This window comes from Microbacterium caowuchunii (genome assembly GCF_008727755.1).
GTDB lineage: Bacteria > Actinomycetota > Actinomycetes > Actinomycetales > Microbacteriaceae > Microbacterium > Microbacterium caowuchunii.
Genome location: NZ_CP044231.1, coordinates 2,905,644 through 2,932,026 on the forward strand (window position 1 = coordinate 2,905,644; position 26,383 = coordinate 2,932,026).

24 protein-coding genes are annotated in these 26,383 nt (G+C 73.5%); 9 read left to right on the top strand and 15 right to left on the bottom strand.

The features are described from left to right. Positions 1–393: a hypothetical protein gene (locus F6J84_RS13705; protein ID WP_150974350.1), complete on the bottom strand. Its 393-nt coding sequence runs from the start codon at positions 391–393 to the stop codon at positions 1–3. A 115-nt stretch (positions 394–508) separates the two neighbouring features. Between F6J84_RS13705 and cofG the strand changes: the two genes are divergently transcribed. The 4 genes from cofG (at position 509) to F6J84_RS13725 (ending at position 6,379) form a co-directional block, all read left to right on the top strand. Further along, a complete protein-coding gene (gene cofG / locus F6J84_RS13710; RefSeq protein ID WP_238702514.1) occupies positions 509–2,911 on the top strand; it encodes a 7,8-didemethyl-8-hydroxy-5-deazariboflavin synthase CofG in 2,403 nt (800 codons plus the stop codon). Further along, the gene (locus F6J84_RS13715; RefSeq protein ID WP_238702516.1) at positions 2,908–4,422 is read left to right on the top strand and encodes a flavin-containing monooxygenase; all 1,515 of its coding nucleotides are present in this window, start codon (positions 2,908–2,910) and stop codon (positions 4,420–4,422) included. The genes cofG and F6J84_RS13715 overlap by 4 nt, the downstream gene beginning before the upstream one ends. Then, on the top strand, positions 4,419–5,432 hold the full coding sequence (gene fgd, locus F6J84_RS13720) for a glucose-6-phosphate dehydrogenase (coenzyme-F420) (RefSeq protein WP_150893848.1): 1,014 nt from the start codon (positions 4,419–4,421) through the stop codon (positions 5,430–5,432). The genes F6J84_RS13715 and fgd overlap by 4 nt, the downstream gene beginning before the upstream one ends. Before the next feature lie 356 nt (positions 5,433–5,788). Beyond that, complete coding sequence (locus F6J84_RS13725; RefSeq protein WP_238702518.1) at positions 5,789–6,379, top strand: NTP transferase domain-containing protein; 591 nt, start codon at positions 5,789–5,791, stop codon at positions 6,377–6,379. A 212-nt stretch (positions 6,380–6,591) separates the two neighbouring features. Here the strand turns inward: F6J84_RS13725 and cofD are convergent, their stop codons facing one another. From cofD to hemE, 11 genes are all read right to left on the bottom strand, one after another. Further along, a complete protein-coding gene (gene cofD / locus F6J84_RS13730) occupies positions 6,592–7,545 on the bottom strand; it encodes a 2-phospho-L-lactate transferase (protein ID WP_150974351.1) in 954 nt (317 codons plus the stop codon). After that, the gene (gene hemL / locus F6J84_RS13735) at positions 7,542–8,867 is read right to left on the bottom strand and encodes a glutamate-1-semialdehyde 2,1-aminomutase (protein ID WP_150974352.1); all 1,326 of its coding nucleotides are present in this window, start codon (positions 8,865–8,867) and stop codon (positions 7,542–7,544) included. Before hemL ends, cofD begins: the two co-directional genes overlap by 4 nt. Positions 8,868–9,106: 239 nt before the next feature. After that, positions 9,107–10,150 (bottom strand): porphobilinogen synthase, encoded by a 1,044-nt coding sequence (gene hemB / locus F6J84_RS13740; protein WP_150974353.1) that lies wholly within the window; start codon positions 10,148–10,150, stop codon positions 9,107–9,109. Next, a complete protein-coding gene (locus F6J84_RS13745; protein ID WP_150974354.1) occupies positions 10,147–10,950 on the bottom strand; it encodes a uroporphyrinogen-III synthase in 804 nt (267 codons plus the stop codon). Before F6J84_RS13745 ends, hemB begins: the two co-directional genes overlap by 4 nt. An 11-nt stretch (positions 10,951–10,961) precedes the next feature. Beyond that, positions 10,962–11,945, bottom strand: a complete 984-nt coding sequence (gene hemC, locus F6J84_RS13750; protein WP_150974355.1) for a hydroxymethylbilane synthase — start codon at positions 11,943–11,945, stop codon at positions 10,962–10,964. Continuing rightward, positions 11,942–12,619 (bottom strand): hydrogen peroxide-dependent heme synthase, encoded by a 678-nt coding sequence (gene hemQ / locus F6J84_RS13755; protein WP_150974356.1) that lies wholly within the window; start codon positions 12,617–12,619, stop codon positions 11,942–11,944. The genes hemC and hemQ overlap by 4 nt, the downstream gene beginning before the upstream one ends. A 62-nt stretch (positions 12,620–12,681) precedes the next feature. After that, positions 12,682–12,954 (bottom strand): hypothetical protein, encoded by a 273-nt coding sequence (locus F6J84_RS13760; RefSeq protein ID WP_150974357.1) that lies wholly within the window; start codon positions 12,952–12,954, stop codon positions 12,682–12,684. After that, positions 12,951–13,352, bottom strand: a complete 402-nt coding sequence (locus F6J84_RS13765; protein WP_150974358.1) for a phage holin family protein — start codon at positions 13,350–13,352, stop codon at positions 12,951–12,953. Before F6J84_RS13765 ends, F6J84_RS13760 begins: the two co-directional genes overlap by 4 nt. A gap of 1 nt (position 13,353) precedes the next feature. After that, entirely contained in the window at positions 13,354–13,788 is a 435-nt protein-coding gene (locus tag F6J84_RS13770; protein WP_238702519.1) for a hypothetical protein, read from the bottom strand. An 88-nt stretch (positions 13,789–13,876) separates the two neighbouring features. Next, positions 13,877–15,358: a protoporphyrinogen oxidase gene (gene hemG, locus F6J84_RS13775; protein ID WP_150974359.1), complete on the bottom strand. Its 1,482-nt coding sequence runs from the start codon at positions 15,356–15,358 to the stop codon at positions 13,877–13,879. After that, entirely contained in the window at positions 15,355–16,317 is a 963-nt protein-coding gene (gene hemE / locus F6J84_RS13780; protein ID WP_420846202.1) for a uroporphyrinogen decarboxylase, read from the bottom strand. The genes hemG and hemE overlap by 4 nt, the downstream gene beginning before the upstream one ends. A 228-nt stretch (positions 16,318–16,545) precedes the next feature. On the opposite strand from hemE, the gene F6J84_RS13785 reads away from it, so the two are divergent. The 5 genes from F6J84_RS13785 to F6J84_RS13805 all read left to right on the top strand — a co-directional run bounded on the left by F6J84_RS13785 (position 16,546) and on the right by F6J84_RS13805 (position 22,313). After that, positions 16,546–17,859 (top strand): glutamyl-tRNA reductase, encoded by a 1,314-nt coding sequence (locus tag F6J84_RS13785; RefSeq protein ID WP_150974360.1) that lies wholly within the window; start codon positions 16,546–16,548, stop codon positions 17,857–17,859. A gap of 44 nt (positions 17,860–17,903) precedes the next feature. Continuing rightward, positions 17,904–18,479, top strand: a complete 576-nt coding sequence (locus F6J84_RS13790; RefSeq protein WP_150974361.1) for an HhH-GPD-type base excision DNA repair protein — start codon at positions 17,904–17,906, stop codon at positions 18,477–18,479. Between the two features lie 70 nt (positions 18,480–18,549). Next, positions 18,550–19,683: an o-succinylbenzoate synthase gene (menC, locus tag F6J84_RS13795; RefSeq protein WP_150974362.1), complete on the top strand. Its 1,134-nt coding sequence runs from the start codon at positions 18,550–18,552 to the stop codon at positions 19,681–19,683. Positions 19,684–19,808: 125 nt separating this feature from the next. Continuing rightward, positions 19,809–21,194, top strand: a complete 1,386-nt coding sequence (locus tag F6J84_RS13800; RefSeq protein ID WP_150974844.1) for a glycine--tRNA ligase — start codon at positions 19,809–19,811, stop codon at positions 21,192–21,194. 126 nt (positions 21,195–21,320) lie between these two features. Next, positions 21,321–22,313, top strand: coding sequence for an FHA domain-containing protein (locus F6J84_RS13805; protein WP_150974363.1), 993 nt, complete (start codon positions 21,321–21,323; stop codon positions 22,311–22,313). A 31-nt stretch (positions 22,314–22,344) separates the two neighbouring features. Here F6J84_RS13805 and F6J84_RS13810 read toward each other — a convergent pair whose 3' ends face one another. From F6J84_RS13810 to eccD, 3 genes are read right to left on the bottom strand one after another with little or no spacing between them, the layout of a single operon-like run. Further along, entirely contained in the window at positions 22,345–23,658 is a 1,314-nt protein-coding gene (locus F6J84_RS13810) for a S8 family serine peptidase (protein WP_150974364.1), read from the bottom strand. Next, positions 23,655–24,983, bottom strand: coding sequence for a type VII secretion protein EccB (gene eccB, locus F6J84_RS13815; RefSeq protein ID WP_150974365.1), 1,329 nt, complete (start codon positions 24,981–24,983; stop codon positions 23,655–23,657). The genes F6J84_RS13810 and eccB overlap by 4 nt, the downstream gene beginning before the upstream one ends. 4 nt (positions 24,984–24,987) lie before the next feature. After that, positions 24,988–26,316, bottom strand: a complete 1,329-nt coding sequence (eccD, locus tag F6J84_RS13820) for a type VII secretion integral membrane protein EccD (protein WP_238702521.1) — start codon at positions 26,314–26,316, stop codon at positions 24,988–24,990. Between the last annotated feature and the right edge of the window lie 67 nt (positions 26,317–26,383).

The window sequence follows — 26,383 nt, forward strand, 5'->3', positions numbered from 1 at the left end:
TCAGGCGGTCGCGAGGTCCGCGACGTCGGTGGCGTCGGCGCCCGCCTCCAGGCGGAGCGCCCGCACGAGCTCGAGGCCGTGCCGGGTGCTGAGGATGAGCCGCTGGAACTCCTCGTGCCCGTCGAGGTCGACGACGGCGGCGGGCCGCTTGCGACGGATGAGGGCGAAGTCCTCGCCGCCGGCGTAGCGCCACGTGCCCATCGCGATCGTCGCCGGCACGAACGTGCCCGGTGAGCGCACCCCGCGCAGCCACGTCCACGCGTCGTCGGTGAGTTGCACCCGGGTGATGTGCTCCCGCGGGACGATCACATTCCGTTTCCGGAATGCCAGTGCCTTCTCCGCGGGAGACAGCACGATCTCCAGCTGTGCGGAATCGAGCATGAGCGTCACCATGTCCCATAGTCTGCCAGCGCGGTCCCCGCCGTGGTCGAGGTTTTGCTCACAGACCGGCAACGATCACGTCCGAATCCGCGGCCTCCGCGGGGAGCTGCGGTGAGAGACTGAACGTGTGCCCTCGAGTGCGACCCGAGCCGTGTCCGCCCCGCTCGGCGACGTGAACGCGTCGTCTGTCGGTGATGTCCTCGAGCGTGCGCGGTCGGGAGGGCGGCTCGACTCCGGCGACGCGCTCGCCCTGCTCGAGGCGACCGGCGACGACCGCGAGCGTCTGCTCGACGTCGCGTCGCTGCTGCGTGACGAGGGGTTGCGCGCTGCGGGTCGCCCCGGCGTCCTCACCTACTCGCGGAAGGTGTTCATCCCGCTGACCACGCTCTGCCGCGACCGCTGCCACTACTGCGTGTTCGTGGACACCCCCGGGCAGCTGCTGAAGAAGAGCAGGCCCGTGTTCATGTCGCCGGAGCAGGTGCTCGCCGTGGCACGCCAGGGCGCGGCGCTGGGCTGCAAGGAGGCCCTGCTGACCCTCGGCGACCGGCCCGAGGACCGCTGGCCGGAGGCCCGTGCGTGGCTCGACGAGCACGGGTTCGCCTCCACCCTGCACTACGTGGCCCACGTCGCACGGCTCGTCACCGCCGAGACGGGGCTGCTCGCCCACGCGAACCCGGGCGTCATGAGCGCGGACGAGCTGCGGATGCTCCGGCCCACCTCGCCCTCGATGGGCATGATGCTGGAGACCACCTCCCGGGACCTGTTCGAGACCCCGGGCCGCGCCCACCACCTCTCCCCCGACAAGGACCCGGAGCTGCGGCTGCGCGTCATCGAGGATGCCGGGGCCGCCCGCATCCCCTTCACCACCGGCATCCTGGTGGGCATCGGCGAGACCGTGCGGGACCGTGCCGAGTCGCTGGTGGCGCTCCGGGATGCGCACGAGCGACACGGGCACATCCAGGAGGTGATCGTGCAGAACTTCCGCGCCAAGCCGCGCACCGCGATGCAAGACGCCCCGGATGCCGACCTCATGGAGTACGCCACGACGGTGGCCGCGGCGCGGGTCGTCATGGGCGCCCGGATGCGGATCCAGGTCCCTCCGAACCTCTCGGACACGACGGAGTTCGATCTGCTGGTGCGCGCCGGGGCGGACGACTGGGGCGGGGTCTCGCCCCTGACGGCCGATCACGTGAACCCGGAACGGCCCTGGCCCCATGTCGACGACCTGGCCGCGCGCACGGCCCAACTGGGGTTCACGCTGCGCGAGCGGCTGACCGCGCACCCGGAGTTCGTGCGGGATGCGGCGACCTGGATCGATCCCGCCCTGCACGACGCCGTGGCCGCCCTCCGGGACCCCGGAAGCGGCCTGGCCGCCGAGTCCGCGCCCTCCTCGGCGCCCGCGACGGCGGAGCGACGGGCGGCGGCCGCACCGGCCCCGCCGCGCCCGGGCACCGGTTCGGACGTGCCGCGGCTGGCCGCACGGGCGGCGGAGGACCCGCTCGGACTCGACGACGCGGAATGGGTGACCCTGCTCGAGGCCACCGGGACCGACCTGGACGCCCTCGCGGGCACGGCCGACGAGGTGCGTCGGTACACCGTCGGCGAGGCCGTGAGCATGGTCGTGAACCGCAACCTCACCTCCTCCGGCTTCCGCCGTGGCGGGGCCGCCGCTGCCGACGAGTTCGACCTCGCCGACGCGGCGGCGATCGCCCGCGACGCGTGGGACCTCGGCGCGTCCGAGCTCTGCGTGCAGGGGATGCTGCCGGACACGGAGTCGCCCGACTCCTATCCCGACATCGTCCGCGCCATCCGGTCCGCGGCCCCCGGCCTCCACATCCACGCCTTCCGCCCGCAGGACGTGGTCGACCTCGCCGAGCGGGCGGGCATCGGCATCGACGGCGCTCTGACCGTGCTGCGCGAGGCGGGGGTGGACACCGTGCCGGGCACCGGCGTGAAGGTGCTCTCCGAACGGGTGCGCGCGCTGGTGGCGCCCGGAGACCTCGCGATCGACCGGTGGACCGACACGATCACCGCCGCCCACCGGGCCGGGTTCCGTTCGACCAGCGTCCTCTTCTACGGACACGTCGAGACCGCCGCGGAGCGCGTCGCGCACCTGCGCGGACTCCGCCGCATCCAGGACTCCACCGGCGGGTTCGCGGAGTTCGTCCCGATCCCCCTGCCCGGGCCCGCGGGCGGTGTCCCGCTGGTCTCCGGTCGGTCCGGACTCGACGAGCACAGGGCCGTCGTGGCCGTCTCCCGGCTGCTGCTGTCCGGCAGCATCCCGCACATCCAGATCCCGTGGACGCGGCACGGCACCGAGACGAGCGCCGTGCTGCTGCGCGCGGGCGGGGACGATCTCGGCGGGACGCTGCTCGACGGCCGGGTCCGCCCCGAGACCGGCATCGAGTACGGACTCGAACTTCCGCTGCCGGATGCCGCGCGACTCGTACGCGGGCTCTTCCGGCCGTTCCGCCAGCGCAGCACGGACTACCGCGAACCGCCCGCGGACCGGAAGGCGGCCCTCGCGTGAGGACGGACGTCGCGATCATCGGGGCGGGGTTCGCCGGTCTCGCGATGGCGGGCGCCCTGCGCCGCGCCGGCCGGGAGTCGTTCATCCTGCTCGAACGCGGATCGTCGGTGGGCGGGACCTGGCGGGACAACACCTATCCCGGTGTCGCCTGCGACGTCCCCTCGCACCTCTACGGCCTCGCGCGCCATCCCTGGCCGGACTGGTCCGGACGCTTCGCCCGCGGGGACGAGATCCACCGCTACCTCCGGCACGTGGCCGACGCCGAGGGCCTGCGGGACCGGCTCCTGCTGGACAGCCCGATGCTGTCGGCACGGTGGAGCGGCGACCACTGGACGATCGGGACGGGGGGCGCCCGCCCCGGCACCGTGCACGCGAACCGCCTCGTGCTGGCCTGCGGACGGCTCACCGAACCCCGCATCCCCGATCTCGCCGGCCTCGAGGGTTTCGCCGGACCGATCTTCCACTCGGCGCGCTGGGACCACACCGTTCCTCTCGCCGGCACGCGGATCGCGGTCGTCGGCACGGGGGCATCGGCCGTGCAGCTCGTGCCCGAGCTCGTGCGCCGGGGCGCGGAGGTCGTGCTCTTCCAGCGCACGCCCGCCTGGATGGTGCCGCGCGAGGATCGCGCCTACACGGCAGAGGAACGCCGTCGCTTCGCCGGGCAGCCGGATGAACTTGCGGACCTTCGCCGCACGCTCTTCGACGAGGGCGAGGCGCGGTTCGCCTCCCGCTCGGGCGACCCGGAGGCGGCGGCCGCAGCCGAGGAGACCGCCCGCGCGCACCTGCGGCGCCAGATAGCCGATCCCGCGCTGCGGGAGGCGCTGACCCCCCGCTACGCCTTCGGCTGCAAGCGGGTGCTGCTCTCGGACGACTTCTACCCCGCCGTCGCCTCGGACGCCGTCACGCTCGAGGCATCCGCCCTCGTCGGCGTCGAGGACGGCGAGCTGGTGGCCGCATCCGGGGCGCGACACCGCGCGGACGCCCTGGTCCTCGCGACCGGCTTCGCCGCCTCCCGGCAGCCGTACGCCGACCTCGTCGTCGGCGAGGACGGGACGACGCTCGCCGAGCACTGGTCGGCGGGGATGACCTCCTACGGGTCGACCGCCGTCCCGGGCTTCCCCGATCTGTTCGTGCTGAACGGCCCGAACGCGTCCCTCGGACACAACTCCTCCGTGCTGATGGCCGAGGCGCAGTCGGACTACGTCGTGCGCGCCCTCGACCTCGCGGAGGCTCGGGATCCCGCGGCCGCCGACCGGCGTCCCGCGCCGCTCCGGGTCGCCCCCGAGGCCGAGGAGGCCTACACGGCGCGCATCGACGCGGCGGCGGCATCCACCCCCTGGCTCCGCGGCGGCTGCGACAACTGGTACGTGGACCGGCGGTCGGGCCGGCTCACGCTGCTCTGGCCGGGCACGGTGCGGGCCTTCCGGTCCATGCTGGACGAGAGCGACGGGTCGGAGTTCCTCCCCGTCGAAGCGATCCGCGACGCGTCGCGGGCGAGAGGAGAGTCATGACCGTTCCGCTGCGGCTGGGCTACAAGGCATCCGCCGAACAGTTCGCGCCCGACCAACTCGCCGACTATGCCGTCCTGGCGGAGGAGATGGGGTTCGATTCCGTCTTCATCTCCGACCACTTCCAGCCGTGGATGCACGAGGGCGGGCACGCCCCGGCCGCGCTGCCCTGGCTCGGTGCGGTCGGCGCGCGGACCTCGCGCGTGCTGCTCGGCACCTCCGTGCTCACCCCCACGTTCCGGTACCACCCGGCCGTCGTCGCGCAGGCGTTCGCGACCCTCGGGGTCATGTTCCCCGGGCGCATCATCCTGGGGGTCGGCACGGGCGAGGCGCTCAACGAGGTGACCCTGGGCCTGGACTGGCCCGATCCGCCCGAGCGGTTCCAGCGGTTGAAGGAGGCCATCACCCTCATCGAGAAGCTGTGGGCCGGCGAGCGCGTCAGCTACGAGGGGAACTTCTGGCAGGTGACCGACGCCACCGTCTACGACCGCCCGACGACGCCGGTGCCGATCTACATCGGGGCGGCGGGGCCCGCCGCGACGAAACTGGCCGGGCGCATCGCGGACGGGTTCATCACCACCAGCGGCAAGGACCCCAAGCTGTACACCGATACGCTGCTGCCCGCCCTGCACGAGGGACTCAGCAAGGCCGGACGCCCCGCCGACGCGATCGACACGCTCATCGAGGTGAAGGTGTCCTACCACCCGGACCAGGACACCGCACTGGAGAAGACCCGTTTCTGGGCGCCGCTCGCACTGACGCCCGAGGAGAAGACCGGCATCCACGATCCGATCGAGATGCAGCGGCGTGCAGCCGAACTGCCGATCGAGCGCGCCGCATCCCGGTTCATCGTCTCGACCGATCCGGACGAGCACGTCGAGAAGATCGCGCGGTACGTCGAGCTCGGGTTCCGTCACCTCGTGTTCCACGATCCCGGCGCCGACCAGGAGGAGTTCCTGCGCATGTACGGTGCCGAGATCCTGCCGCGCCTGCGCGCCCGGTTCGGGGAGTGACCGGCCCCCACGTGCCCGTCGGGGCCGCCGGGGCGGCCGGGGTGGCGGTGTCGGCCGGGGTGGCCGTGTCGGCCGAGGTGGCCGGGGCCATTGGCGGCGGCCCGTCCCGGGGCAGGTCGGCCGGCACAACTCCTGCAGAACCCCACAGTTCGGCCTCGCCGACACCCGAACCCACAGATTCGCCGGAGTTGTGCAGGTCCGCCGAGGCGGCCGGAGGCGCGAGCGCGGCGGAGGCCGAGGCTCCGTCCGGGCGCCCGTCCCTGGTCCCACCCGCCGGCACAACTCCTGCAGAACCCCACGGTCCGGCCTCGCCGGCACCCGAACCCGCCGATTCGCCGGAGTTGTGCGGGGGCTGGGTGGTGGTCGTCCCGCTGAAGGGGGCCGCGGTCGGCAAGTCCCGGCTGCAGGGCGACGAGGATCTGGTGCGGGCGATCGGGCTGGACACGGTGGAGGCGGCGAGCGCCGCAGCATCCGTGTCCCGGGTGGTCGTCGTGACGGGGGATCGGGCGACGGCGGCGGCCGCGGCCGCTCTCCCCGGCGTGGAGATCGTCACGGAAGCGGACCCGCGCGGACTGAACGCGGCGATCGCGCTGGGCGTCGCCGCGGCCGCCGATGCGCCGCGGGCGGCGCTGCTCGGGGACCTGCCCGCCCTGCGCCCGGCGGACCTGGACGCGGCGCTGCGGGCGGCCGCCTCCGTGGACCGCGCCGTTGCCGCGGATGGCGACGGCACCGGATCGACGCTCGTCACCGCCCGCGCGGGCGTGGCATGGGCTTCGGCGTTCGGCGCAGAGTCGTTCGACCGGCACGTCGCCCTGGGGTGCGTCCCGCTGGAGCTTCCGGCGGATTCCCGCCTTCGGCACGACGTCGACACCGCCGCGCAGCTCGCGGTCGCCCAGACCCTGGGGCTCGGCCCGCGCACCACCGCGCTGCTCCCGCCCGCCGGCTGACCTCCGACCGTCCGCTCCTCACCCGCGAGACTGCACAGTACGCACGAGACTGCGGCTGGTTACATCCGTCTCGTGGCCAGGATGCAGTCTCGCGGGTGAAGCGTCCGCCCGGAGCAGGGACCGGGGGACGCCCAGGCAGGGCCGGGCAGGACCGGGCCAGGCCGGGAGGGCGGCGCGGGCCGGGCCGGGCCAGGAGGGCGGCGCGGGCCGGGTCAGGCCCGGAGGGCGGCGGCGGCGAGGGCGGCCGATGCCTCGACGTCGGTCATCCACAGCGGGGCGACCACGGCCCGGATGCCGAGGGCGTCCACGGATGCCGCGGCCTCCGCATCCTCCTCGGCCAGCAGCCACGCATCCAGGACTCCCCCGTCCGAGCGCGCGCCGTAGTGCGCGGCGACGGCCTCCGCGGAGGTGGCGACGCCGATCGCCGCGAGGCAGACGTCCGCCATCCCCCGCACGACCTTCCCGCCGATCACCGGGGAGACTCCCACGACCCGCGCGGACGTGCCCCGCAACGCCTCCCGGATGCCGGGTACGGCGAGGATCGGCCCGATCGACACGACCGGGTTGGACGGCGCGAGCAGCACGACGTCCGCCTCCGCGATCGCCTCGAGCACACCGGATGCGGGAACAGCCGCCTCGATCCCGGGATTCACGAAGGCCGAGGGGGCGAGGGTGGCACGATGCCGCGTCCACCACTCCTGGAAGTGCATCCGGGAGCCGTCCGTCAGCACGATGTGGGTGTCCACCTCGGCATCGGTCATCGGCAGCATCCGCACCCCGAGCGGCCACCGGCGGGAGAGCCGGTCGACGACCTGGGAGACCGACAGCCCGTCGCGGAGCCAGCCCGTCCGGGCGAGGTGGGTGCCGAGGTCCAGGTCGCCGAGCGTGAACCACGGCCACCCCGCCCCCCAGGCCTGCAGCTCCTCGTTCACGCGCTCGGTGTCGCCGGCCCGTCCCCAGCCGCGCTCGGTGTCGTTCTGCCCGGCGAGGGCGTAGAGCACGGAGTCGATGTCGGGCTGCAGCCGGACGCCGCTCAGCCACAGGTCGTCGCCGGTGTTGACGACGACCGTCGCCTCCGGGGCCCCGGCGCGCGCGAGCGCAGCGCGCACCCCGAGAGTGAACCGCGACCCGCCCACGCCGCCGGCGAGGACGACGACGCCGGTCACGGGCGCTCTGCCGCGGCAGCGGCCCGGGCGGCGGCCGGCAGTGCGGCGAGCACCTGCGCGAGCGCCTCCTCGTCGTGCGCCGCGGTCAGGAACCACGCCTCGTAGACGCTCGGCGGCAGGGACACCCCGGCATCCAGCATCGCGTGGAAGAAGGCCGGATAGCGCCAGGCCTCCTGCGCCGTGGCCTCGGCGTACGAGCGCGGCGCCTCGGCGGCGAAGGCGACACCGAACAGCGAGCCCGCCCGCGGCACGCTGTGCACGACCCCGGCGTTCTCGAGGGCGTCGTGCAGCGCTGCGGCGACCGTGGATGCGGCCGCATCCACGCGAGCGTAGACGGCGGGTGTGGCGAGCCGGAGGGTGGTGATTCCGGCGGCGACGGACAGCGGATTCCCGGACAGGGTCCCGGCCTGGTAGACCGGACCGGTCGGCGCGAGGGCGTCCATGACATCGGCCCGCCCACCCAGCGCGGCCAGCGGCATCCCTCCCCCGACGACCTTGCCGAAGGTGAAGAGGTCGGGCGTGTAACGCTCGCCGGCCTCCTGCTGCAGTCCCCAATAGCCGGCCGGGTGCACGCGGAAACCGGTGAGCACCTCGTCCAGGATGAGGAGCGCCCCGTGCGCGTGGGCGATGTCCGCCAGCGCGGCGTTGAACCCGGGCAGCGGGGCGACGACACCCATGTTCGCGGCGGCGGCCTCCACGATCACCGCGGCGATCCGGTCCCCGTGCACGGAGAACACCTCACGCACCTGGTCGAGGTCGTTGTAGTCGATCACCAGGGTCTGCGCGGCGATGGGGGCCGGGACGCCCGCCGAGCCGGGCAGCGCGAGCGTCGCCACCCCGGATCCGGCCGCGGCCAGCAGTCCGTCGGAGTGGCCGTGGTAGTGCCCGGAGAACTTCACCAGCAGGTCGCGGCCGGTGTATCCGCGGGCGAGACGGATCGCGGTCATCGTGGCCTCGGTGCCGGTCGAGACCAGACGCACCCGCTCCACCGGGGCGGCGGCGCCGACGCGCACGCGCTCGGCGATCAGCGCGGCCAGTTCGATCTCCGCCTCGGTGGGGGCGCCGAAGGACAGACCCCGGGATGCGGCGTCCTGCACGGCGCCGACCACGCCCGGGTGCGCGTGACCGAGCAGAGCGGGACCCCACGAGGCCACGAGGTCCACGTAGGTGGTGCCCGCGGCATCCGTGACGTACGCCCCCTGTGCGGAGGCGAGGAAGCGCGGCGCGCCGCCGACCGACCCGTAGGCGCGCACCGGCGAGTTCACCCCACCCGGGATCACCGCGCGGGCGCGGTCGAACAGCTCGTCGTTACGGTCGCTCATCCAGGTACTCCTTCATGTCTGAACACTCGTCGTCCCGTGGTGCCGCCGGGTTCCGCGACCCGACGCGGGGACTCCGCCGGTCGTCCGCACCGCGGCTTCCGCGCAGGATCGCACGAACCTCGCAGCATCCCCCGCGATCCGTGCGGAGTCGGCGCGCATCTGCGGGCTTCGCGCCGCTGCGCGCCGCCCGGAGCCGCGGACGCACGACGCCACGACCCGCGGCCGCGCGCGACCCGCGGTCACAGCCCGTCGCGCAACCAACCCGCGGCCTCGGTGGCCCAGTAGCTGAGGATCGCGTCCGCGCCCGCCCGCCGGACGCCGAGCAGCGCCTCCCCGATCGCGCCCCGCCGGTCGATCCAGCCGTGGGCGGATGCGGCCTCGATCATCGCGTACTCGCCGGACACCTGGTACGCCCAGACGGGGACGTCGACGGCGGCCCGCACCTCCGCGAGGACGTCGAGATAGGGCATCGCCGGCTTGACCATGACGATGTCCGCACCCTCGGCGACATCCGTCACCGCCTCCCGGACGCCCTCACGACCGTTCCCCGGGTCGAGCTGGTAGGTGCGCCGGTCGCCGGTGAGCTGCGAGTCCACCGCCTCGCGGAACGGACCGTAGAACGCCCCGGCGTACTTCGCGGCGTAGGCGAGCAGGATCGTGTCGGTGAATCCCGCCGCGTCCAGCTCGGCGCGCACGTGCGCGACCTGACCGTCCATCATCCCGGACAGGCCCAGCAGGTGCGACCCCGCCTCGGCCTGAGCGACCGCCATCGCGCCGTACCGCACGAGGGTGGCGTCGTTGTCGACGGCTGGGCCCACGCGCCCAGAGGCTCCGCGCGGCGCGCCAGCGCCGTGTGGAGTGGGCGTGGGGACGTCCCCGCGCAGGACACCGCAGTGCCCGTGGTCGGTGAACTCGTCCAGGCACAGGTCGGTCTGCACCACCAGCGCGTCCCCCACCTCCGCCACGACAGCGCGCGTGGCGACGTTCAGGATGCCGTCCGGATCGTCCGCGGCCGAGCCCACCGCGTCCCGCACGGACGGGACGCCGAAGAGCATGATCCCGCCGACGCCCGCATCCGCCGCCTCGGCGGCGGCACGGCGCAGCGAGTCGAGCGAGTGCTGCACGACCCCGGGCATCGACCCGATCGGCAACGGCTCGGTCAGACCCTCCCGGACGAAGGCGGGCAGCACGAGCTGCGAGGGGACCAGGTGCGTCTCGCGGACGAGCCTGCGCACCGCCGGCGACTGCCGGAGGCGGCGGGGCCGGTGCGTGGGGAAGGTCACGGCAGGAACTCGTCCGTGGCGTGCGGGAGGGCGAACTGGGAGACGGCCTCGATCAGCGCATCGACGGTCTGCCGGTCGGCGGTCACGTCGACGTCGAGCCCGGTCTGCCGCGCATCCTTGGCGGTCCGAGGGCCGATCGCGGCGATGACGGTGTCGGCGGGGATGTTCGGGAACTGCAGGTACACCTGCTCGGCGACCGATCCGCTGGTCACCAGGATCACGTTGATGCGTCCGGATGCCACATCGTTCGCGATGCGCTCGGTCACCGGCACCCCGACGGTGCGGTAGGCCACGACGCTACGGACGCGGTGACCCGCCTCGATGAGGCTCCGGGTGAGCACCGGCTTGGCGATCTCGCTGCGCAGGGTCAGGATGTCGCGGGGCTCGGGCTCCAGCGCGATCATCTGCTGGGCCATGCCCGCGGCGGAGTTGTCGCGCTCCGGCACGAGGTCGACCCGGTAGCCGGCCGCCTGGAGCGCCGCGGCGGTCGTCTCCCCCACCGCCGCCACCTTCGTCTTGGCGGGGATGACGGCGCGGTACGCGGTGAGCACGTCGACCGTGGTCGCGCTCGTCATCGTGAGCCAGTCGAAGGCACCCGCGGCGAGATCGGCGAGCGCCTTCTCGAGGGTTTCCTCGTCGTTCGTGGGAGCGAAGTTGATGAGCGGTGCGACGACCGGGACGGCACCCTTGGCGCGCAGTCCTGCGGCCACACCGTCACCCCACGGTCCGCCACGGGGGACCAGCACGCGCCAGCCCGCGAGGGGCTTCTCGGCGTCGGGCCGGTTCGATTGTTCGCGCATGGCTTCGGCTTTCACGGTGCAACCTCGGCTGCTCCACGGTCGAGCAGCTCGTGAGCGATGTCGTCCCCGGTGCGCCACGCTCGCGCGATCGGGTCCGCGTCGCCGGCAGCGTCCGCACCATCGCCGCTGCCCGGTTCCCCAGCATACCCGCCGCGCAGCACGAGGGATCGGTCGGCACCGAGCCGCTGCGAACCATCCGGGGAGTACACCACGGCTCTCACCCGGAGGATGCCGTCCCGCCACTGGGCGTGCACCCCGACGGGGGCATGGCATCCGGCGTCGAGTCCGGCGAGCACCGCGCGTTCCGCGGTCACCGCCACGCGGGTGGGAAGGTCGTCGAGGCGGGCGATCGCCTCGCGGAGTCCGTCATCCGCGTCCTCCCGGGTCTCCACGGCGAGCGCGCCCTGGCCGGGGGCCGTCGGCCACTCGCTCAGGCCCAGGGGTTCGCCGACGAGATCGGTGGGGTGTCCGCCGAGGCGGGCCAGCCCCGCGGCGGCGAGGATGACCGCGTCCAGCTCACCGTCGCGCACCCGCTTCATCCGGGAGTCGATGTTCCCCCTCAGGTCCTGGGTGCGCACCCGCGGGTTGCGGGTCGCGAGCTGGGCGATGCGTCGCGGCGAGCCGGTGCCGACGACCGTGCCGGAGCGCAGCAGGTGCAGGGGTGTGCCGTCGCGGGTGAGGACCACGTCGCGCGCGTCCTCGCGGGCCGGGGTCGCCGCGATCACGAGGCCGGGGGCGGGCGCGGTCGGCAGGTCCTTCAGGGAGTGCACGAGCAGGTCGCACTCCCCGGCCAGGAGCGCCTCCCGCAGCCGGGTCGCGAAGACGCCGCGACCACCGAGCTCGGAGAGGGACGCACGGGAGACGTCCCCTTCCGACGTGATGGGGACGAGTTCCACGGGACGCCCGGCCACGGCGGCGAGGGCGTCCGCCACCTGCTGCGACTGCGCCGTCGCCAGGGCGCTCCGGCGGGTGCCGAGCCGGATGACGGCCTTCACGCCAGCACCTCCGGGATGTCGGATGTGTGGATCCTGCGTCCGGTGAAGAAGGGCACCTCCTCACGGACGTGACGACGCGCCTCCGTGTACCGGAGCTCGCGCATCATGTCCACGAGGTCGGTCAGCTCGTCCGCCTCCATCGGCAGCAGCCACTCGTAGTCCCCGAGTGCGAACGACGCGACCGTGTTGGCGACGACACCGGTGAAGGCCGCCCCCTTGCGTCCGTGGTCGGCCAGCATCCGCCGACGGTCCTCCTCCGGGAGCAGGTACCACTCGTAGCTCCGCACGAACGGGTACACGCACAGCCATTCCTTCGCGCCGACCCCGCGGAGGAAGCCGGGCACGTGTGCGCGGTTGAACTCCGCGTCGCGGTGCACGCCCATGGCGTTCCATACCGGCAGCAGCGGGCGGAGCAGTGCGGTCCGGCGCAGTCGCCGGAGGTCCCGCTGCAGGTCCTCGGGGTCGGTGCCGTGCAGCCACACCATCAGGTCGGCGTCGGCACGCAGCCCGCTCACGTCGTAGAAGCCGCGCACAGTCACGCCGCCCGCCTCGATGTGCTCCACAATGGCGGCGAGTTCGGCGTCGTCCGCCTCGGTCACCGGGTTCGACGGGTCACGACGGAGGACCGCCCACAGCGTGTAATGCGCGGATGCGGTCTCGGGAACGGAATCCATGACCCCAGTCTCCCCCGGCACCACGCTGCGACCAAACAGGGTGGTGCCGCGACGAGAACGTGCTACCGCACGTAGAGCCGGACGGCCCCCCAGACGGCCACGCCGATGCCCACCGCGGCACCGACCACGGCGACGGCGGTCAGGACCGGTTCGGTGCGTGAGAAGTCACGGAGCTGGGCGACGCGCTTGTCGACGGCCCGGCCGGCGCGACGGGGCAGATTGCCCTTCTCCTCGATGGCCGCGAGCGCCGCCTTCAGCTCGGCACGGGCCTTCTCGACGGGATCGGTGATCCCGAGCGGGACGGCCGTGCGGGGCACGGGGACCGGAGCACTCATTCGCCCACCTCTTTCACGGCACGCACGTCTTCGGAGATCGAGATGGCCGGGTTCCCCTTGCCGATGCGCTTGAAGCGCAGGAAGCCCAGCAGCGCCAGCACGATCGCGATCAGCAGCATCGCACCGAAGACCACCAGCGCGGACAGCCACACCGGCCACCACGACGACAGCCCGGCGATCACGAACGTCCCGAGCGCCGGTACCGACCAGAAGAGGATGAACAGCGCACCGACGACCCAGCCGGTGCCGATGCCGGCGTCCTTGGCGGCCTTCGCCGCCCAGGCCTTGGCCGCATCCACCTCGGCGACGACCAGGTTTCGGACGAGTTCGGGGATCTCTCCGACGAGCGTCAGGAGACTCTCGTCGGACTTGTCGCGGAAACCTCGGGGCGTCGTCATGTCACTTCCCGCCGGCGGATGAGCCGCCACCGGCACGCTTGGCGGCGCCGGGACTGCGCGACCCGGCGCTGCGCGCACCTTCGGTCAGGTTCTTGACGGCCTTCTCGGCCGCCTCCGCGGACTTCTCCGCCGCGTCGGCGACCTCGTCCTTCACGTCGTCGCCGGCGTCGAGCGCGGCGTCCAGACGCTGGCCCGGGGTGCCCTTGGTGCTGGCGGCCTTGGTGACCTTCACCGCACCGTTCCACAGCGCGGAAGGCAGCGCCAGGAGCGCCGACTTCCCGAGGTCCTGCACCTTCGCGACCTGCTTCTGCACGGGTTCGAGGTTCCAGACCTTCTCGGCCTGCTCCTTGATCTGCTCGTAGCGTTCGCGCCCGGCACGGGTTCCGAGCACGTAGCCCGCGGCCAGTCCGATGACGAGTCCTGCCTTGCCCCTCATGGGGTCTCCTCACGGTCGGTGGGTGGAGCTGATCTGTGTCACAGCGTAGACCCGTATGCCGCAATCGGCATCCGGTTGACAACCGGGGTCACACCTGTGGTTCGCCGTGACCCCACAGCGCGGCCCGACGCACGCGGTCGGCCTCCTCGACGGCGTCCGGGACGACCTGGGCCAGTCCCGTGCCGGACAGCCACGCTCCGGTCGCGCCCAGACCCGGGATGGCGCGCACCGCACCCCGCGCGGCGGCGACCTCCGCGGCGCGGCCGAGGGCGGAGCCCGGCAAGGACTGCACGTACCGCTCACGATGCGCCCCGCGCAGCCGGTTCGCCTCCAACGGAACGCCGAGCAGCGCGGCGGCCTCCGTGAGGGCGAGCGCGGTGGCATCCTCGTCGCCGAGGTCCGCCGTCGCGGGGTCCTCACCCTGCGCACCGAAGGACACACGGACGACGTGCACGCCGTCGCCGACGGCGCGACGCACCCACTCCCATTTCGCGGTGACGTGGGTGAGGGCCTTGGCCCGGGACGAGTGGGGAACGGTGAGGACGCCGTTGCCGCGCGGGTGATCGTCCAGCGCCGGGGCGTCCAGCACGAGGGTCACGATCTCGACCACCGGGGCCGGTCCCGGTTCGGGATCCAGCGCGGGGACCACGGGGGACAGCAGCCGCCGCGCCTCCGCCTCGGGCACCGCGACGATCACGATGTCGGCGGTGAGCGCCTCCTCCGCGTCCGCGTCGGCCGGCGGCGCGAGGCGGACGCTCCAGCGCCCGTCCTCCGCGGGCGCGATGCCGATCACGGGCGCCTCGGTGCGCACCTCCGCGCCCAGATCCCTCAGGCGCGCGACCAGCGCGTCGATCAGACGCGCGATGCCGCCCTCGATCCCGGCGACCGCGCCGCCCGGGGCGACCTGTCGTTCACCGCGGAGTTCCGCGACCGCGCCGGTGAGCGAGCCGGTACGCGTCAGCGCTGCGTTCAGCCCCGGCGCCGCGAGGTCCACGTCGATGTCGTCCGGACGCGCGGAGTAGACCCCGCTCGTGACGGGGGCCACCAGGCGATCGAGCACGGCCCCGCCGAGACGCTTGCGCACCAGGTGCCCGAGACTGCGGTCGTGGCCGATGGTCAGCGGCGGCAGCAGCCGGTCGCGGTAGGCGCGCCAGGCCCCGCCCCAGCCGATGATGCGCCGCACCTCGGGATCCCAGGGGTTGTCCGGGATGCCGAGCACCCCGCCCTTGGGCAGCGGCGCGGCGCCGCCACCGGGCAGTCCCGCCACCCAGGCGCCGTGCGCGGCGGGCGGGACGACGTCGCCGCCGAGACCGAGTTCGTCGACCAGCGCGCGCACCGTCCCGCCGCGCGTGGCGAAGCTCTCCGCGCCCACGTCGAGGCGGATGCCGGCGACGTCGGCGGAACGCACGAGTCCGCCGACGCGGTCCGACGCCTCGAGGAGGGTCACCGGCATACCCACCTTGGCGAGCTCCAGCGCCGCGACGAGACCGCCGATCCCACCGCCGACCACGACCGCGCGGGTCTCGCGCGCCTGCGACACGAGCCGGGCGAGCGGATCCGCCGCGCTCACGCGGTCACCTCGTGCGCGAGGGCGACGATCCGGGTGAGCACGTCCGGGTCGGTCTCGGGAGGCACACCGTGACCGAGGTTCAGGATGTGGCTGCGCGCCGCGCGTCCCCGCTCGATCACGTCCCGCACGTGCGCCTCGACCACGTCCCACGGCGCCTGCAGCAGCGCCGGGTCGATGTTGCCCTGCACCGTGACGTCGGGTCCGAGCACGGCCGCCGCCGCATCCAGCGGGGTCCGCCAGTCGACGCCCACCGCGTCCGCGGTACCTTCCAGACGCATGTCGGCGAGCAGATGCGCGGTCCCCACCCCGAAGTGGATGCGCGGCGCGTCCGCGCCCGCGAGGGCCGCGCGCGAATGGGGCGCGACGAAGGCGCGGTAGTCCGCGACCGACAGCGATCCCGCCCACGAGTCGAACAGCTGCACGGCGGAGGCGCCCGCATCCGTCTGCGCGCGCAGGAACACGTGGGAGACGCGGGCGAGCCAGCCCGCGAGGTCGTGCCACGCCCCCGGGTCGGCGTGCATCATGGCGCGGGCACGGAGATGCTCCTTGGAGGGGCCACCCTCGATCAGGTACGCGGCGAGGGTGAACGGCGCACCCGCGAAACCGATGAGGGGGGTGTCCCCCAGTTCGCCCACGACGATGCGCACGGCCTCGCGCACCGGCTCCGCGGCGGCGGCGACCTCGTCCGGATCGATCGCCACGATCTTCGCCACGTCGGATGCGGTGCGCACCGGATCGGCGAAGACGGGGCCCCGTCCCGGCTCGATGACGACGTCGATCCCGGCCAGGCGCAGGGGCACCACGATGTCGCTGAAGAAGATGCCGGCGTCGACCCCGTGCCGACGGACCGGCTGGAGGGTGATCTCGGCGGCGACGTCGGGGGTGAGGCAGGCGTCCAGCATCCGGGTGCCCACCCGCAGCTCCCGGTACTCCGGCAGGGAACGGCCGGCCTGGCGCATGAACCACACCGGGACCGGATCGATGCGTTCTCCGCGGATCGCGCGCACGAGCGCCGAGGCGTCGGGGCGGGGCGCGCCCGCGGACGCGGCGCCCGCGGAGGAGGGACCGGTGGACGCAGGAGACGGGGCGGCATTCACCCGCACATCCTCCCATCCCACCCTGATCGCCTGCTCGGGGCGGCGGGAGCCTCCCGGCCGGGGCTCAGGGGGCGGGCGTAGACTGCCCGGGTGCTGCTGTGTGTGAGTGCGAGTCACAAGACCGCGACGTTCGATCTGCTCGAACGGCTCAGCATCCACACCACTCGCATCGCCCCGGTGATCGCCGCGCACGACGAGTGCGTGCAGGGTGCCGTCGTCCTCTCGACCTGCAACCGCTTCGAGGCGTACGTGGAGATGGACGAGCCGGTCACCTCCGCGAGCACCGTCGGCCGGGAGGCCGCCCTCCTGGCCATCCAGAGCGCGACCGGCGTGCGGCCGGAGGAGCTCACCGGCTCCTACGAGATCATCACCGGCGACGCGGTCGCCGAGCACCTCTTCTCCGTCGCCTCCGGACTCGAGTCCGTCGTGGTGGGAGAGGGCGAGATCGCCGGGCAGGTGCGCCGCGCCCTCATCGAGGCGCGCGCCGACGGCACCACCTCGCCCGAACTCGAACGCCTCTTCCAGCGCGCCTCGGAGGCGCAGCGGGACGTGAAGAACGCGACCGCCCTCGGCCGGGCCGGGCGCTCCCTGGTGCGTCTGGGCCTCGACCTCGCCAGCAGCCGCTTCCCCGACTGGACGCGCCTGCGCGTGCTCCTGGTCGGTACCGGCGCCTACGCGGCCGCCACCCTGGCGGCGCTGCGCGACCGCGGCGTGACCGATCTCACGGTCCACTCGCCGTCCGGCCGCGGCGAGAAGTTCGCGCGCAAGCACGGCATCGGCTGGGCCGACGCCGACGCCTACCCCGCCGCCGCGCGGATGTCCGACCTCGTCATCACCTGCACGACCTCCGAGCACCACGTGCTGGACGCGGCCCTCCTCGGCGGCGGTGCGACCGACCCGGTCGACCGCTCCGACACGCAGGAGACCGGGCGTCGCCTCGTGATCGACCTGGGTCTTCCCCGCAACGTCTCCCCCGACGTGGCGACGGTCCCCTTCACGGAGCTGCTCGACCTCGAGACGATCCGCCTGCACGCGCCGCTGGAGGAGCTCCAGGCGACGGATGCGGCACGCGCGCTCGTGCAGGACGCGGCGCGCCGGTTCACGGTGCGCGGCGAACGACGCACGGTGGCACCCGCCGTCGTGGCGTTGCGCTCGCACGTGTTCGAGATCCTCGAGTCCGAGATCGAACGCGCCCGCCTCAAAGGGGACGACGGACGCACCGAGCGAGCGCTGCGGCACTTCGTCGGCAGACTCCTGCACCTGCCCACCGCGCGGGCGCACGAGCTCGCCGACGCCGGTCGTGCGGAGGCGTACCTGGACGCCCTCGAGACGCTGCTCGGCATCCGTGTGGATGCCGTCGACGCCGATCTCGAGGCTGACGAGCGGGACGACCTCGCCGGCTGACCCGACCGGATGCGGCCCGGCGCCGCCGATGGGACGATGGAGTCATGTCCCTGCGCATCACCGACGATCCCGCCGCCGACGAGCTGCTCACGAACGACCCCCTCGCCCTGCTGATCGGGATGCTGCTGGACCAGCAGGTCGCCATGGAGACCGCCTTCGCCGGGCCGTTGAAGATCCGGGACCGGATCGGGACGCTGGAGGCGGAGGAGATCGCCGGGTACGACCCGGAGCGGTTCGCGGCCGCCTTCGCCGAGACGCCGGCGGTCCATCGGTTCCCAGGGTCCATGGCTGCCCGCGTGCAGAAGCTGTGCGGTGAGGTCGCCGGCGCCTGGCACGGGGATGCCGCCGCGATCTGGACGGACGGCGACCCCGACGGTCCGACCGTCCTGAAGCGGCTGAAGGCACTGCCCGGGTTCGGCGAGCAGAAGGCGAAGATCTTCCTCGCCCTGCTCGGCAAGCAGTGCGGCTTCGCTGGGACGGGATGGCGCGAGGCATCGGCGCCCTACGGCGAGGAGGGCTCCTACCGGAGCGTCGCCGACATCGTCAGCCCGGAATCGCTCACCCGGGTGCGGGAGAACAAGCGCGCTGCGAAGGCGGCCGCGAAGGCCGCCACCGCCTGACCTGGCCGCCGCGCGCCCGGCTGCCCGGCGAAGACCCGGCGGGAAGGGGGCGCCTGGGTACTCTGAGCGCATGCCGCTCCCCGAGGACCTGCCCGCCGTCACCCTCGACGGCGTCGAACTGCGCGTGCTCCGCATCCCCCTCGTCAGCCCGTTCACGACCTCGTTCGGCACCGAGACCGAGCGGGAGGTCATCGTCGTGCGCGCGCTCACCCCGGACGGCGACGGATGGGGTGAGATCGTCACGCAGCAGGCCCCGCTGTACTCCAGCGAGTACACCGAGGGCGCCTGGGACGTGTCACGCCGCTGGCTGATCCCCGCTCTCCTCGATCGCGACCGGCTGACCCCCGGCGACGTCGGCGACGTGCTCACCCCCTTCGTCGGGCACCGGATGGCCAAGGCCGGTCTCGAACTGGCCGTGCTGGACGCCTCCCTGCGCGCCTCCGGCCTCCCGCTCGCGTCCGCCCTGGGGGCCGTGCACGACCGGGTACCGTCCGGGGTGTCCGTCGGCATCCAGCGCGATCCCGCGGCGCTCGTGGACGCCGTCGCCGGATACCTCGCGGAGGGATACCGGCGGATCAAGATCAAGATCCGCCCTGGCCGTGACCTCGCCGACACCGCCGCGGTGCGGGCGGCGTTCCCGGACATCCCCCTGCAGGTGGACGCGAACTCGGCGTACACCCTCGCGGATGCCGACCTGCTCGCGGGCCTCGACGAATTCGGGCTGCTGCTGATCGAGCAGCCGCTCCAGGAGGACGACCTCGTCGATCACGCCGCGCTCGCCCGGAGACTGCGCACACCCCTCTGCCTCGACGAGTCGATCACCTCCGCCAAGTCCGCCCGGGACGCGCTCGCGCTCGGAGCCGCCGCCGTGGTGAACATCAAGGCAGGACGTGTCGGCGGGTATCTGGAGGCCGTCCGGGTGCACGACCTGTGCCGGGATGCCGGGGTGCCCGTCTGGTGCGGGGGGATGCTCGAGACCGGCATCGGACGCGCCGCGAACGCCGCCCTGGCAGCCCTCCCCGGCTTCACCCTGCCCGGGGACGTCTCCGCATCCGACCGCTTCTACCGCCGCGACATCGTCACCGCGCCGATCGTGCTGGAGGACGGGTATGTGCGCGTACCCACGGGCCCGGGCCTCGGGATCGCGATCGACGCCGCGGAGCTCGACGACGTGACCGTCGCGCGCGAGGAGCTGCGCCGCTGAGCGCGCAGCGGCGCCGGAGCCGACGACCCAGGGGACCTGCCTCCGGCGCGGACTAGAATCGAAGGATGCGGCGCCCGGCTGCCGCATGTCTTCGCGCCTCCTCCCACCCGACCATTGGAGCCACCGTGGCCGAGCAGTCCCGTCTCGACAAAGTCATCGCCCTCGCCCGCCACCGCGGGTTCGTCTTCCAAGCGGGCGAGATCTACGGGGGCTCCCGCTCCGCGTGGGACTACGGCCCCCTCGGCACCGAGCTGAAGGAGAACATCCGGCGGCAGTGGTGGCAGACCTTCGTCCGCGGCCGCGGGGACATGGTGGGGCTCGACTCCTCCGTCATCCTCCCCAAGCGCGTCTGGGAGGCGTCCGGCCACGTCGCCACCTTCACCGACCCGCTCGTGGAGTGCACGCAGTGCCACAAGCGCTTCCGCGCCGACAACCTCATCGAGGACTTCGAGGCGCGCAAGGGACGGCCCGCCGAGAACGGCCTGGCCGACATCCCGTGCCCGAACTGCGGCACGAAGGGGCAGTACACCGAGCCGAAGGCCTTCTCCGGCCTGGTGAAGACCTACCTGGGCGTCGTGGACGACGAGTCCGGCCTGCACTACCTGCGCCCGGAGACCGCGCAGGGCATCTTCGTGAACTTCTCCAACGTGCTCACGGCCAGCCGGAAGAAGCCGCCGTTCGGCGTGGGGCAGGTCGGCAAGGCCTTCCGCAACGAGATCACCCCGGGCAACTTCATCTTCCGCACCCGCGAGTTCGAGCAGATGGAGATCGAGTTCTTCACGCCGCCCGCCGAGGCGCACGAGTGGTTCGAGCACTGGGTGGAGGCCTGCTGGAACTGGTTCATCGATCTCGGCATCGATCCGGCCAACATGCGCCGGTACGACGTCCCGGAGGACGACCGCGCCCACTACTCCGCCGGGACGATCGACGTCGAGTACCGGTTCGGCTTCACCGGCAAGGAGTGGGGCGAGCTGATGGGCGTCGCCAACCGCACCGACTACGACCTGAAGAGCCACTCCGAGGCATCGGGTCAGAGCCTGACCTACTTCGACCAGGCCAGCGGCGAGAAGTACACGCCGTTCGTCATCGAGCCCTCCTTCGGCCTCACCCGCGCGATGATGGCGTTCCTCGTCGACGCCTACCGCGAGGAGGAGGTGCCGAACGCGAAGGGCGGCGTGGACACGCGCACGGTGCTCAAGCTCGACCCGCGTCTCGCGCCGGTGAAGGTGGCCGTGCTGCCGCTGAGCCGCAACGAGCGCCTCTCCCCCCTCGCCCGCCAGGTCGCCGCGGAGCTCCGGGGCGACTGGAACGTCGACTTCGACGATGCCGGCGCCATCGGACGCCGTTACCGCCGTCAGGATGAGATCGGGACGCCGTTCTGCGTCACGGTCGACTTCGACTCGCTGGACGACCAGGCCGTCACCGTGCGCGACCGCGACACGATGAACCAGGAGCGCGTCCCGATCGAGGGCCTGCACGCCTACCTCGCGGAGCGTCTGCGCGGCGCCTGAGGGACGGCCCGCGCCCTGTGGACGGACGACCGGGCCACCCGGTCCGCTCGGTTAGCCTGGAGCGACGTCCGACCGGACGTGTCCGCGCGACCGGTGCGGACCGGACCAGATGAGGGTGGAACAGCCGTGAACGTCGATGCCAGCGTCGCGACCGTGCTGACCTGGCTGGCCGTCACCGTTGTGGTGATCGTCGCCGCAGGATGGCACATCTGGTACGCCCTGGGGCTCACCCGCGTGTTCGCGCGGCACGGGACGGATCGCTGGCGGGCGTGGGTGCCCGTGCTCAACGACGCCGAGGTGTTCCGTCTCGGGAGGATCGACCCGGTCAGGGCGGCGCTCCTGCTCGTGCCCGTCGTGAATCTCTACGCTCTCGTCCTCCGTGGCGTCGCCGCGCACCGGCTGGATGCGCGCTCGGGCCGCGGCGCCGGATGGGCCGTGCTCGCCGCGGTGCTCCCGCCGGTGTGGGCGATGCTCTCCGGGCATTCCCGTCCGGCGGCCGTCGGAGCGACCGAGTCCACCGCCCCGGAGTCCTCCGTGGACGCACCGCCGCCGGGTCTCGCCTTCCCCGCGCCGCCCGCTCCGAGCCCGATGCCGTCGGTTCCGGCGCCGGCGCTCGCGCCCGCCGCCGCCCCGGCGCGTCCCGCGCCGGCGGGGAGCCCTGCCCCGTCGGCGAGCCCTGCCCCGGTGGCGCCGCCCACGTCGGCACCGGTCGGCCCGGCCGACGAGCCCGCGCCGCTCTCCCGGCGCGCACGCCGTGATGCCGACGACGCCACCGCGCTCGTGCGCGGCCCGGTCGGGTGGGCGCTGCAGCTCCCCTCCGGAGATATCGTCCTCCTCACTTCCCGGACCGTCGTGCTCGGACGGAACCCTCAGCCCACCGAGCCCGGCGTCCAGTACGTCCCGGTCAGCGACGACGGACGCACGGTCTCGAAGCACCATGCCCGCCTCCAGTGGGGTGAGCGGTCCTGGACCGTGACCGACCTCTCCTCCACGAATGGCGTCGCCGTCACGGATGCAGCGGGACGGGAGCAGCACGTCCCCGCCGACGGCACGGCTCCCGTGCTGGACCGGTTCGTTCTGGGGGACGCCGTCATCGTCCTGCAGCCCCCCTCGTCCTGACCCTTCCGCGGAGTCCGGCGCCGACCTGCGATCAGGAGCGGGGCGGGTCGTCCCCGTAGAGACCGCGACCGGCTCGCTGGGGCCCGGTCGCATCGAGCCGGCGACGCCGCGCGATGAAGACCCCGATCGCGCCGCTCGCAGCAAGCAGCACGAGACCCCCGATACCGGCCACGAGACCCAGGGCCATCGCCTCGGCATCCGGACCGGGGTCCGACACCACCCGCACGGGCTCCGCCGCCACGACGGACGGGACCGGACGGGACTCTCCCACGAACGGACTCGACGGGCCGCGGATCCCGGCACCCGGGATCAGGGAGATCGCCTCGTAGGGCTGCACGACGCCCCACCCTGCGGCGTCGTCCCTGGCATCCGGGTCGGGGCGCACCGCCGTCGCGGCCAACCGGTACGCCCACTGCTCGGGGGACTCCGCGGGGTGGGCCGCCGCCACGAGCGCAGCCGCGGCGGAGACGTAGGCAGCGGCGAAACTCGTGGCCGGTACCTCGGCGGCGTAGGTGCAGTCCCCGCCCTGGTAGGACGTCGTGACGATCTGCTGTCCCAGTGCGCTCACCGTGACGTGCGGACCGTGGATGCTGGCATCGGTCACCACGCCGCCGAGGTCCGCCGCGGCCACCCCGATCGCGCCCGGTGATCCGGCGGGGAAGCGGGGCCCGTCCTCGTCGCTCTCCTCGACCGCGAGGGTCGAGTCGCGGTTCCCGGCGCTGCCCACCACCAGGCTGCCGCGCGCCACGGCGTATGACACGGCCTCGCGCAGGGACGGCTCGTCCCGCGTCGTGCTCATCGAGACGTTGATGACCTGCGCTCCGGCGTCCGCGGCGTATCGGATGCCGTCGGCCAGGCGCTGCGCGGTCGGCCCGAACCCCGCCTCGACCTGCTGGTTCTCCGTTCCGGCGAAAACCCGCACGGAGAGGATCGCAGCCTCGGGGGCGAGACCTTCGACGGACGAGCCGTCGATGCGCCGCGCCGCGATCTGACCGGCGATCGCGGTGCCGTGCCCGTAGACGTCGCTGAAGCCGGACGGATCCGTGCCGTCCGGCACGAGATTCACCCCGCCCACGACCGCGTCGACCAGGTGCGGGTTGGCGGCGTTCACGCCGGAATCGACCACGGCGACCGTGACGCCCGCCCCCCGCGTCACGGACCAGGCGAGCTCGCTCTGGGAGACCTCCAGCGCGGGCACCGTCTCGGTGATGCGGGTGGTGGCGGTGCACTGCGATTGCGCGGCGGCCCGCACCGGCTCGGCGGCCGTCGCACCGGCGAGCGGAAGGAGCGCCACGACGACGGCACCCGCCAGGGTCGCGGCGGCGAGTCGGGGCCGGACGCTCATTCCGCGTCCGTCTCGCCGGACGGGGAGCGACCCGCGGCCTCGGCCGTCAGGGCGGGTCCGGTCGCGAGCAGGTCGATCCAGACGTCCCCGGCCAGACCGATGTCGGACACGGCGTATCCCAGCCGGTTGACCGTCTCCTCGTCCGCGCCGGGAAGGGGGAACGCCGTTCCCGTCGCGTCCACCAGGGTCACGATGCCGGTGCTCTGCGCGCCCCGTCCTCCGGCCCGAACCAGCGCACCGGTGCCGGGCTCCACGTGCACACCGGCGCGGATCTCCGCCCCGGCCGGCCGGGTCGCCAGGACGGTGTGCGCCTGCGCCCCGTCACCGACGAGGAGGGCGCAGGCGCGCTCGTCGGGGGCGATGGACCGGAAGCCGTCGACCGGCCAGTCCGCGCCGCCCGCGGGACGCGCCGTCGTCTCCAGCCCCGCGACCTCGGCGCCGGACACCTCGATCGCCTCGTCACCGCCCGCCTCGCCGAGCTGATACAGGCGCCAGGCCAGCGGCGTCAGCTCCGCGAGGGTGCCGTCGGACTGCACCAGGAACCGGTCGTCGTCGGGGGTGCCGCGGATGTGGACCACGTCCCCGGCGCGCAGGTCCGTGCCGGTGACGGCGGCGCCCGCATCCGCCACCACGATGGGGGCGAGCGGGGATCCCGGCGTGAACAGGTTGAGCCAGTCCGCGGGCACCTGGACCGGATCGAGCGCCGTGATGCCGGCGGCGCGCAGGATCGCGTCGCTGCCCTCGTCGACCGCATAGCTGCGCTCGCCGTCGATCACGAACCGGTCCCCGTCCGATTCCACGACGACGGCCCGGCCGGCCGGTTCGGCGGAACCGCCCCCGATGCGCACGTCCACCACGGCGTCCTCGCCGACGCACGCGCTCCAGCCCGCGTTCCGGAGCCGCTCCGGTGCGGGGAGCTCATCGGGCGCGCCGACGATGCCGAGCGTCTCGCCGAGGCTCACCCCGTCCAGGTTCTGCTGGTCGGTCGAGATCACGGCGAAGTCGCTCGCCGGCAGCAGGAGGCGCGCACTCGCGGTGTTGATGACCGGGTGCAGCTTGCCGTCCACGGTCACGAACCGCGCGCCGGTGTCGCTGACGAGGATGAGTTTGCCGTTGTCCCACCCGTTGGGCAGCCCCGGTTTGATCAACCCCCAGAACACGCCCACCAGCACGACGGCGACGGTCAGGGCGATCGCAGCGATGACCGCCCGCAGGGGGGCGGTCGGCTCGAGCTCCTTGCCGCCCGGGGCACCGCTCACGAAGGCGGTGAGCAGACGTCGGCGCGAGAAGGTCTGCGCCTCGATGAGGTCGTTCTTGGTGGCCATCGGGTCAGGCCAGCCCGGCCGCGATCACGGCGAGCGGCAGCAGGACGGCGACGACCACGAGCTCGGCGGTGTCGGCCAGGCGCGTCAGCCGGGTGCGGGCCTTCGGCGACAGGAGCGTCACCGTCACCACGATCACCGCGGCGGCCCCGATCGCCAGCATGAGGACGAGCCGGAGGCCCGGCTGGGCGAGTGAGGCGGTCAGACCCGCGACCGCGAGACCGAGCGTGCCGACCGCCATCACGGCCAGCACGTTCGCCCGCGCATATGCCTGACGCGAGGGGAACATCATGGCCACGAACGCCAGCACGCACAGGGCAGCGCCCACCGGCGAACCGGCGGCCACGAGCGGCGTGCCGACGATGACGGCGAGCCCGAGCGCCACGCGCAGGGCCACGAGGATCCGCTGGCCGCGCGCCGCGCGCCGCGCCACGTCATCGGCGTCGATGGGGACCGGGTCGTCGAACATCTCCGCGTCGCTCTGCGGGGAGACCACCCGGATGCGGGTCGAGCTCAGCACCAACCATGGCAGCGCCCCGCCGAGGGTGGCCACGACGCCGATCATGAGCGCGAACGCGCCGGTGCCGTCCCCCGGCATGATCGCCGCGAACAGGGCCGTGACGGCGATCACGCCGCCCAGTACCAGCGGCACGAGCTGCACGTCCGAGCCGTCCGGGAGGAGGGCGAGGGAGATCCCGGCGACGACGAGCATCCCGAGCCCTGCCGCGGCCAGGGGCCATCCCCACAGCGGGAGGTCGGCGGGGACAGCGAGGTACGCCGCGAGGGCCGCGAAGACCGCGGCGGCGATGCCGAGCCCCTGGCCGGCCTCGAGCTGCCCGAGCCGGCCGACCACCGCGGCCACGGTGAGCAGCGCCACCGCTCCGCCACCGGCGATCAGCGCGCCGACCCCGAGGGCCGGGCCTGCTGCGAGCAGGAGGAAGGCGCAGACACCGAGCAGCGTAAGGCTGACCGCGAGGGCGGTGCGGGCGTTGTCCTGCGCCGACCAGGGCTTGTTCAGGCGGCCGGTCGCGTCGATCACCGCCTCGACGATGTCGTCGTAGACCCGCGGCTGGGCGAGGAGCCCGCCGCGCGCGAGGGTGAGCACGTCGCCGTCCTCCACGCCCTGCGGCGCGGCGCCCTGCGCGACGTCGAGGACGGTGCCGTCGGCCTTCTGCAGGGCGTAACCGGCGTACGTCATCGTCGGGTCGAGCACCCCCAGACTGCGGGCGAACCCGGGCATGAACTCGATCAGGGGAACCTGAGCCGGCACGCCGATGTCGAGACGCCTGCCCTCGCTCTGCACGGAGATTCGCAGCAGCGCACGGGGCGCGCTCATCGTCTGGGCCACGGTGCGGTTCCCCCTCGAGCTCGGCGTCGTCCGTAGGTGCGGTTCGAGTCGCACC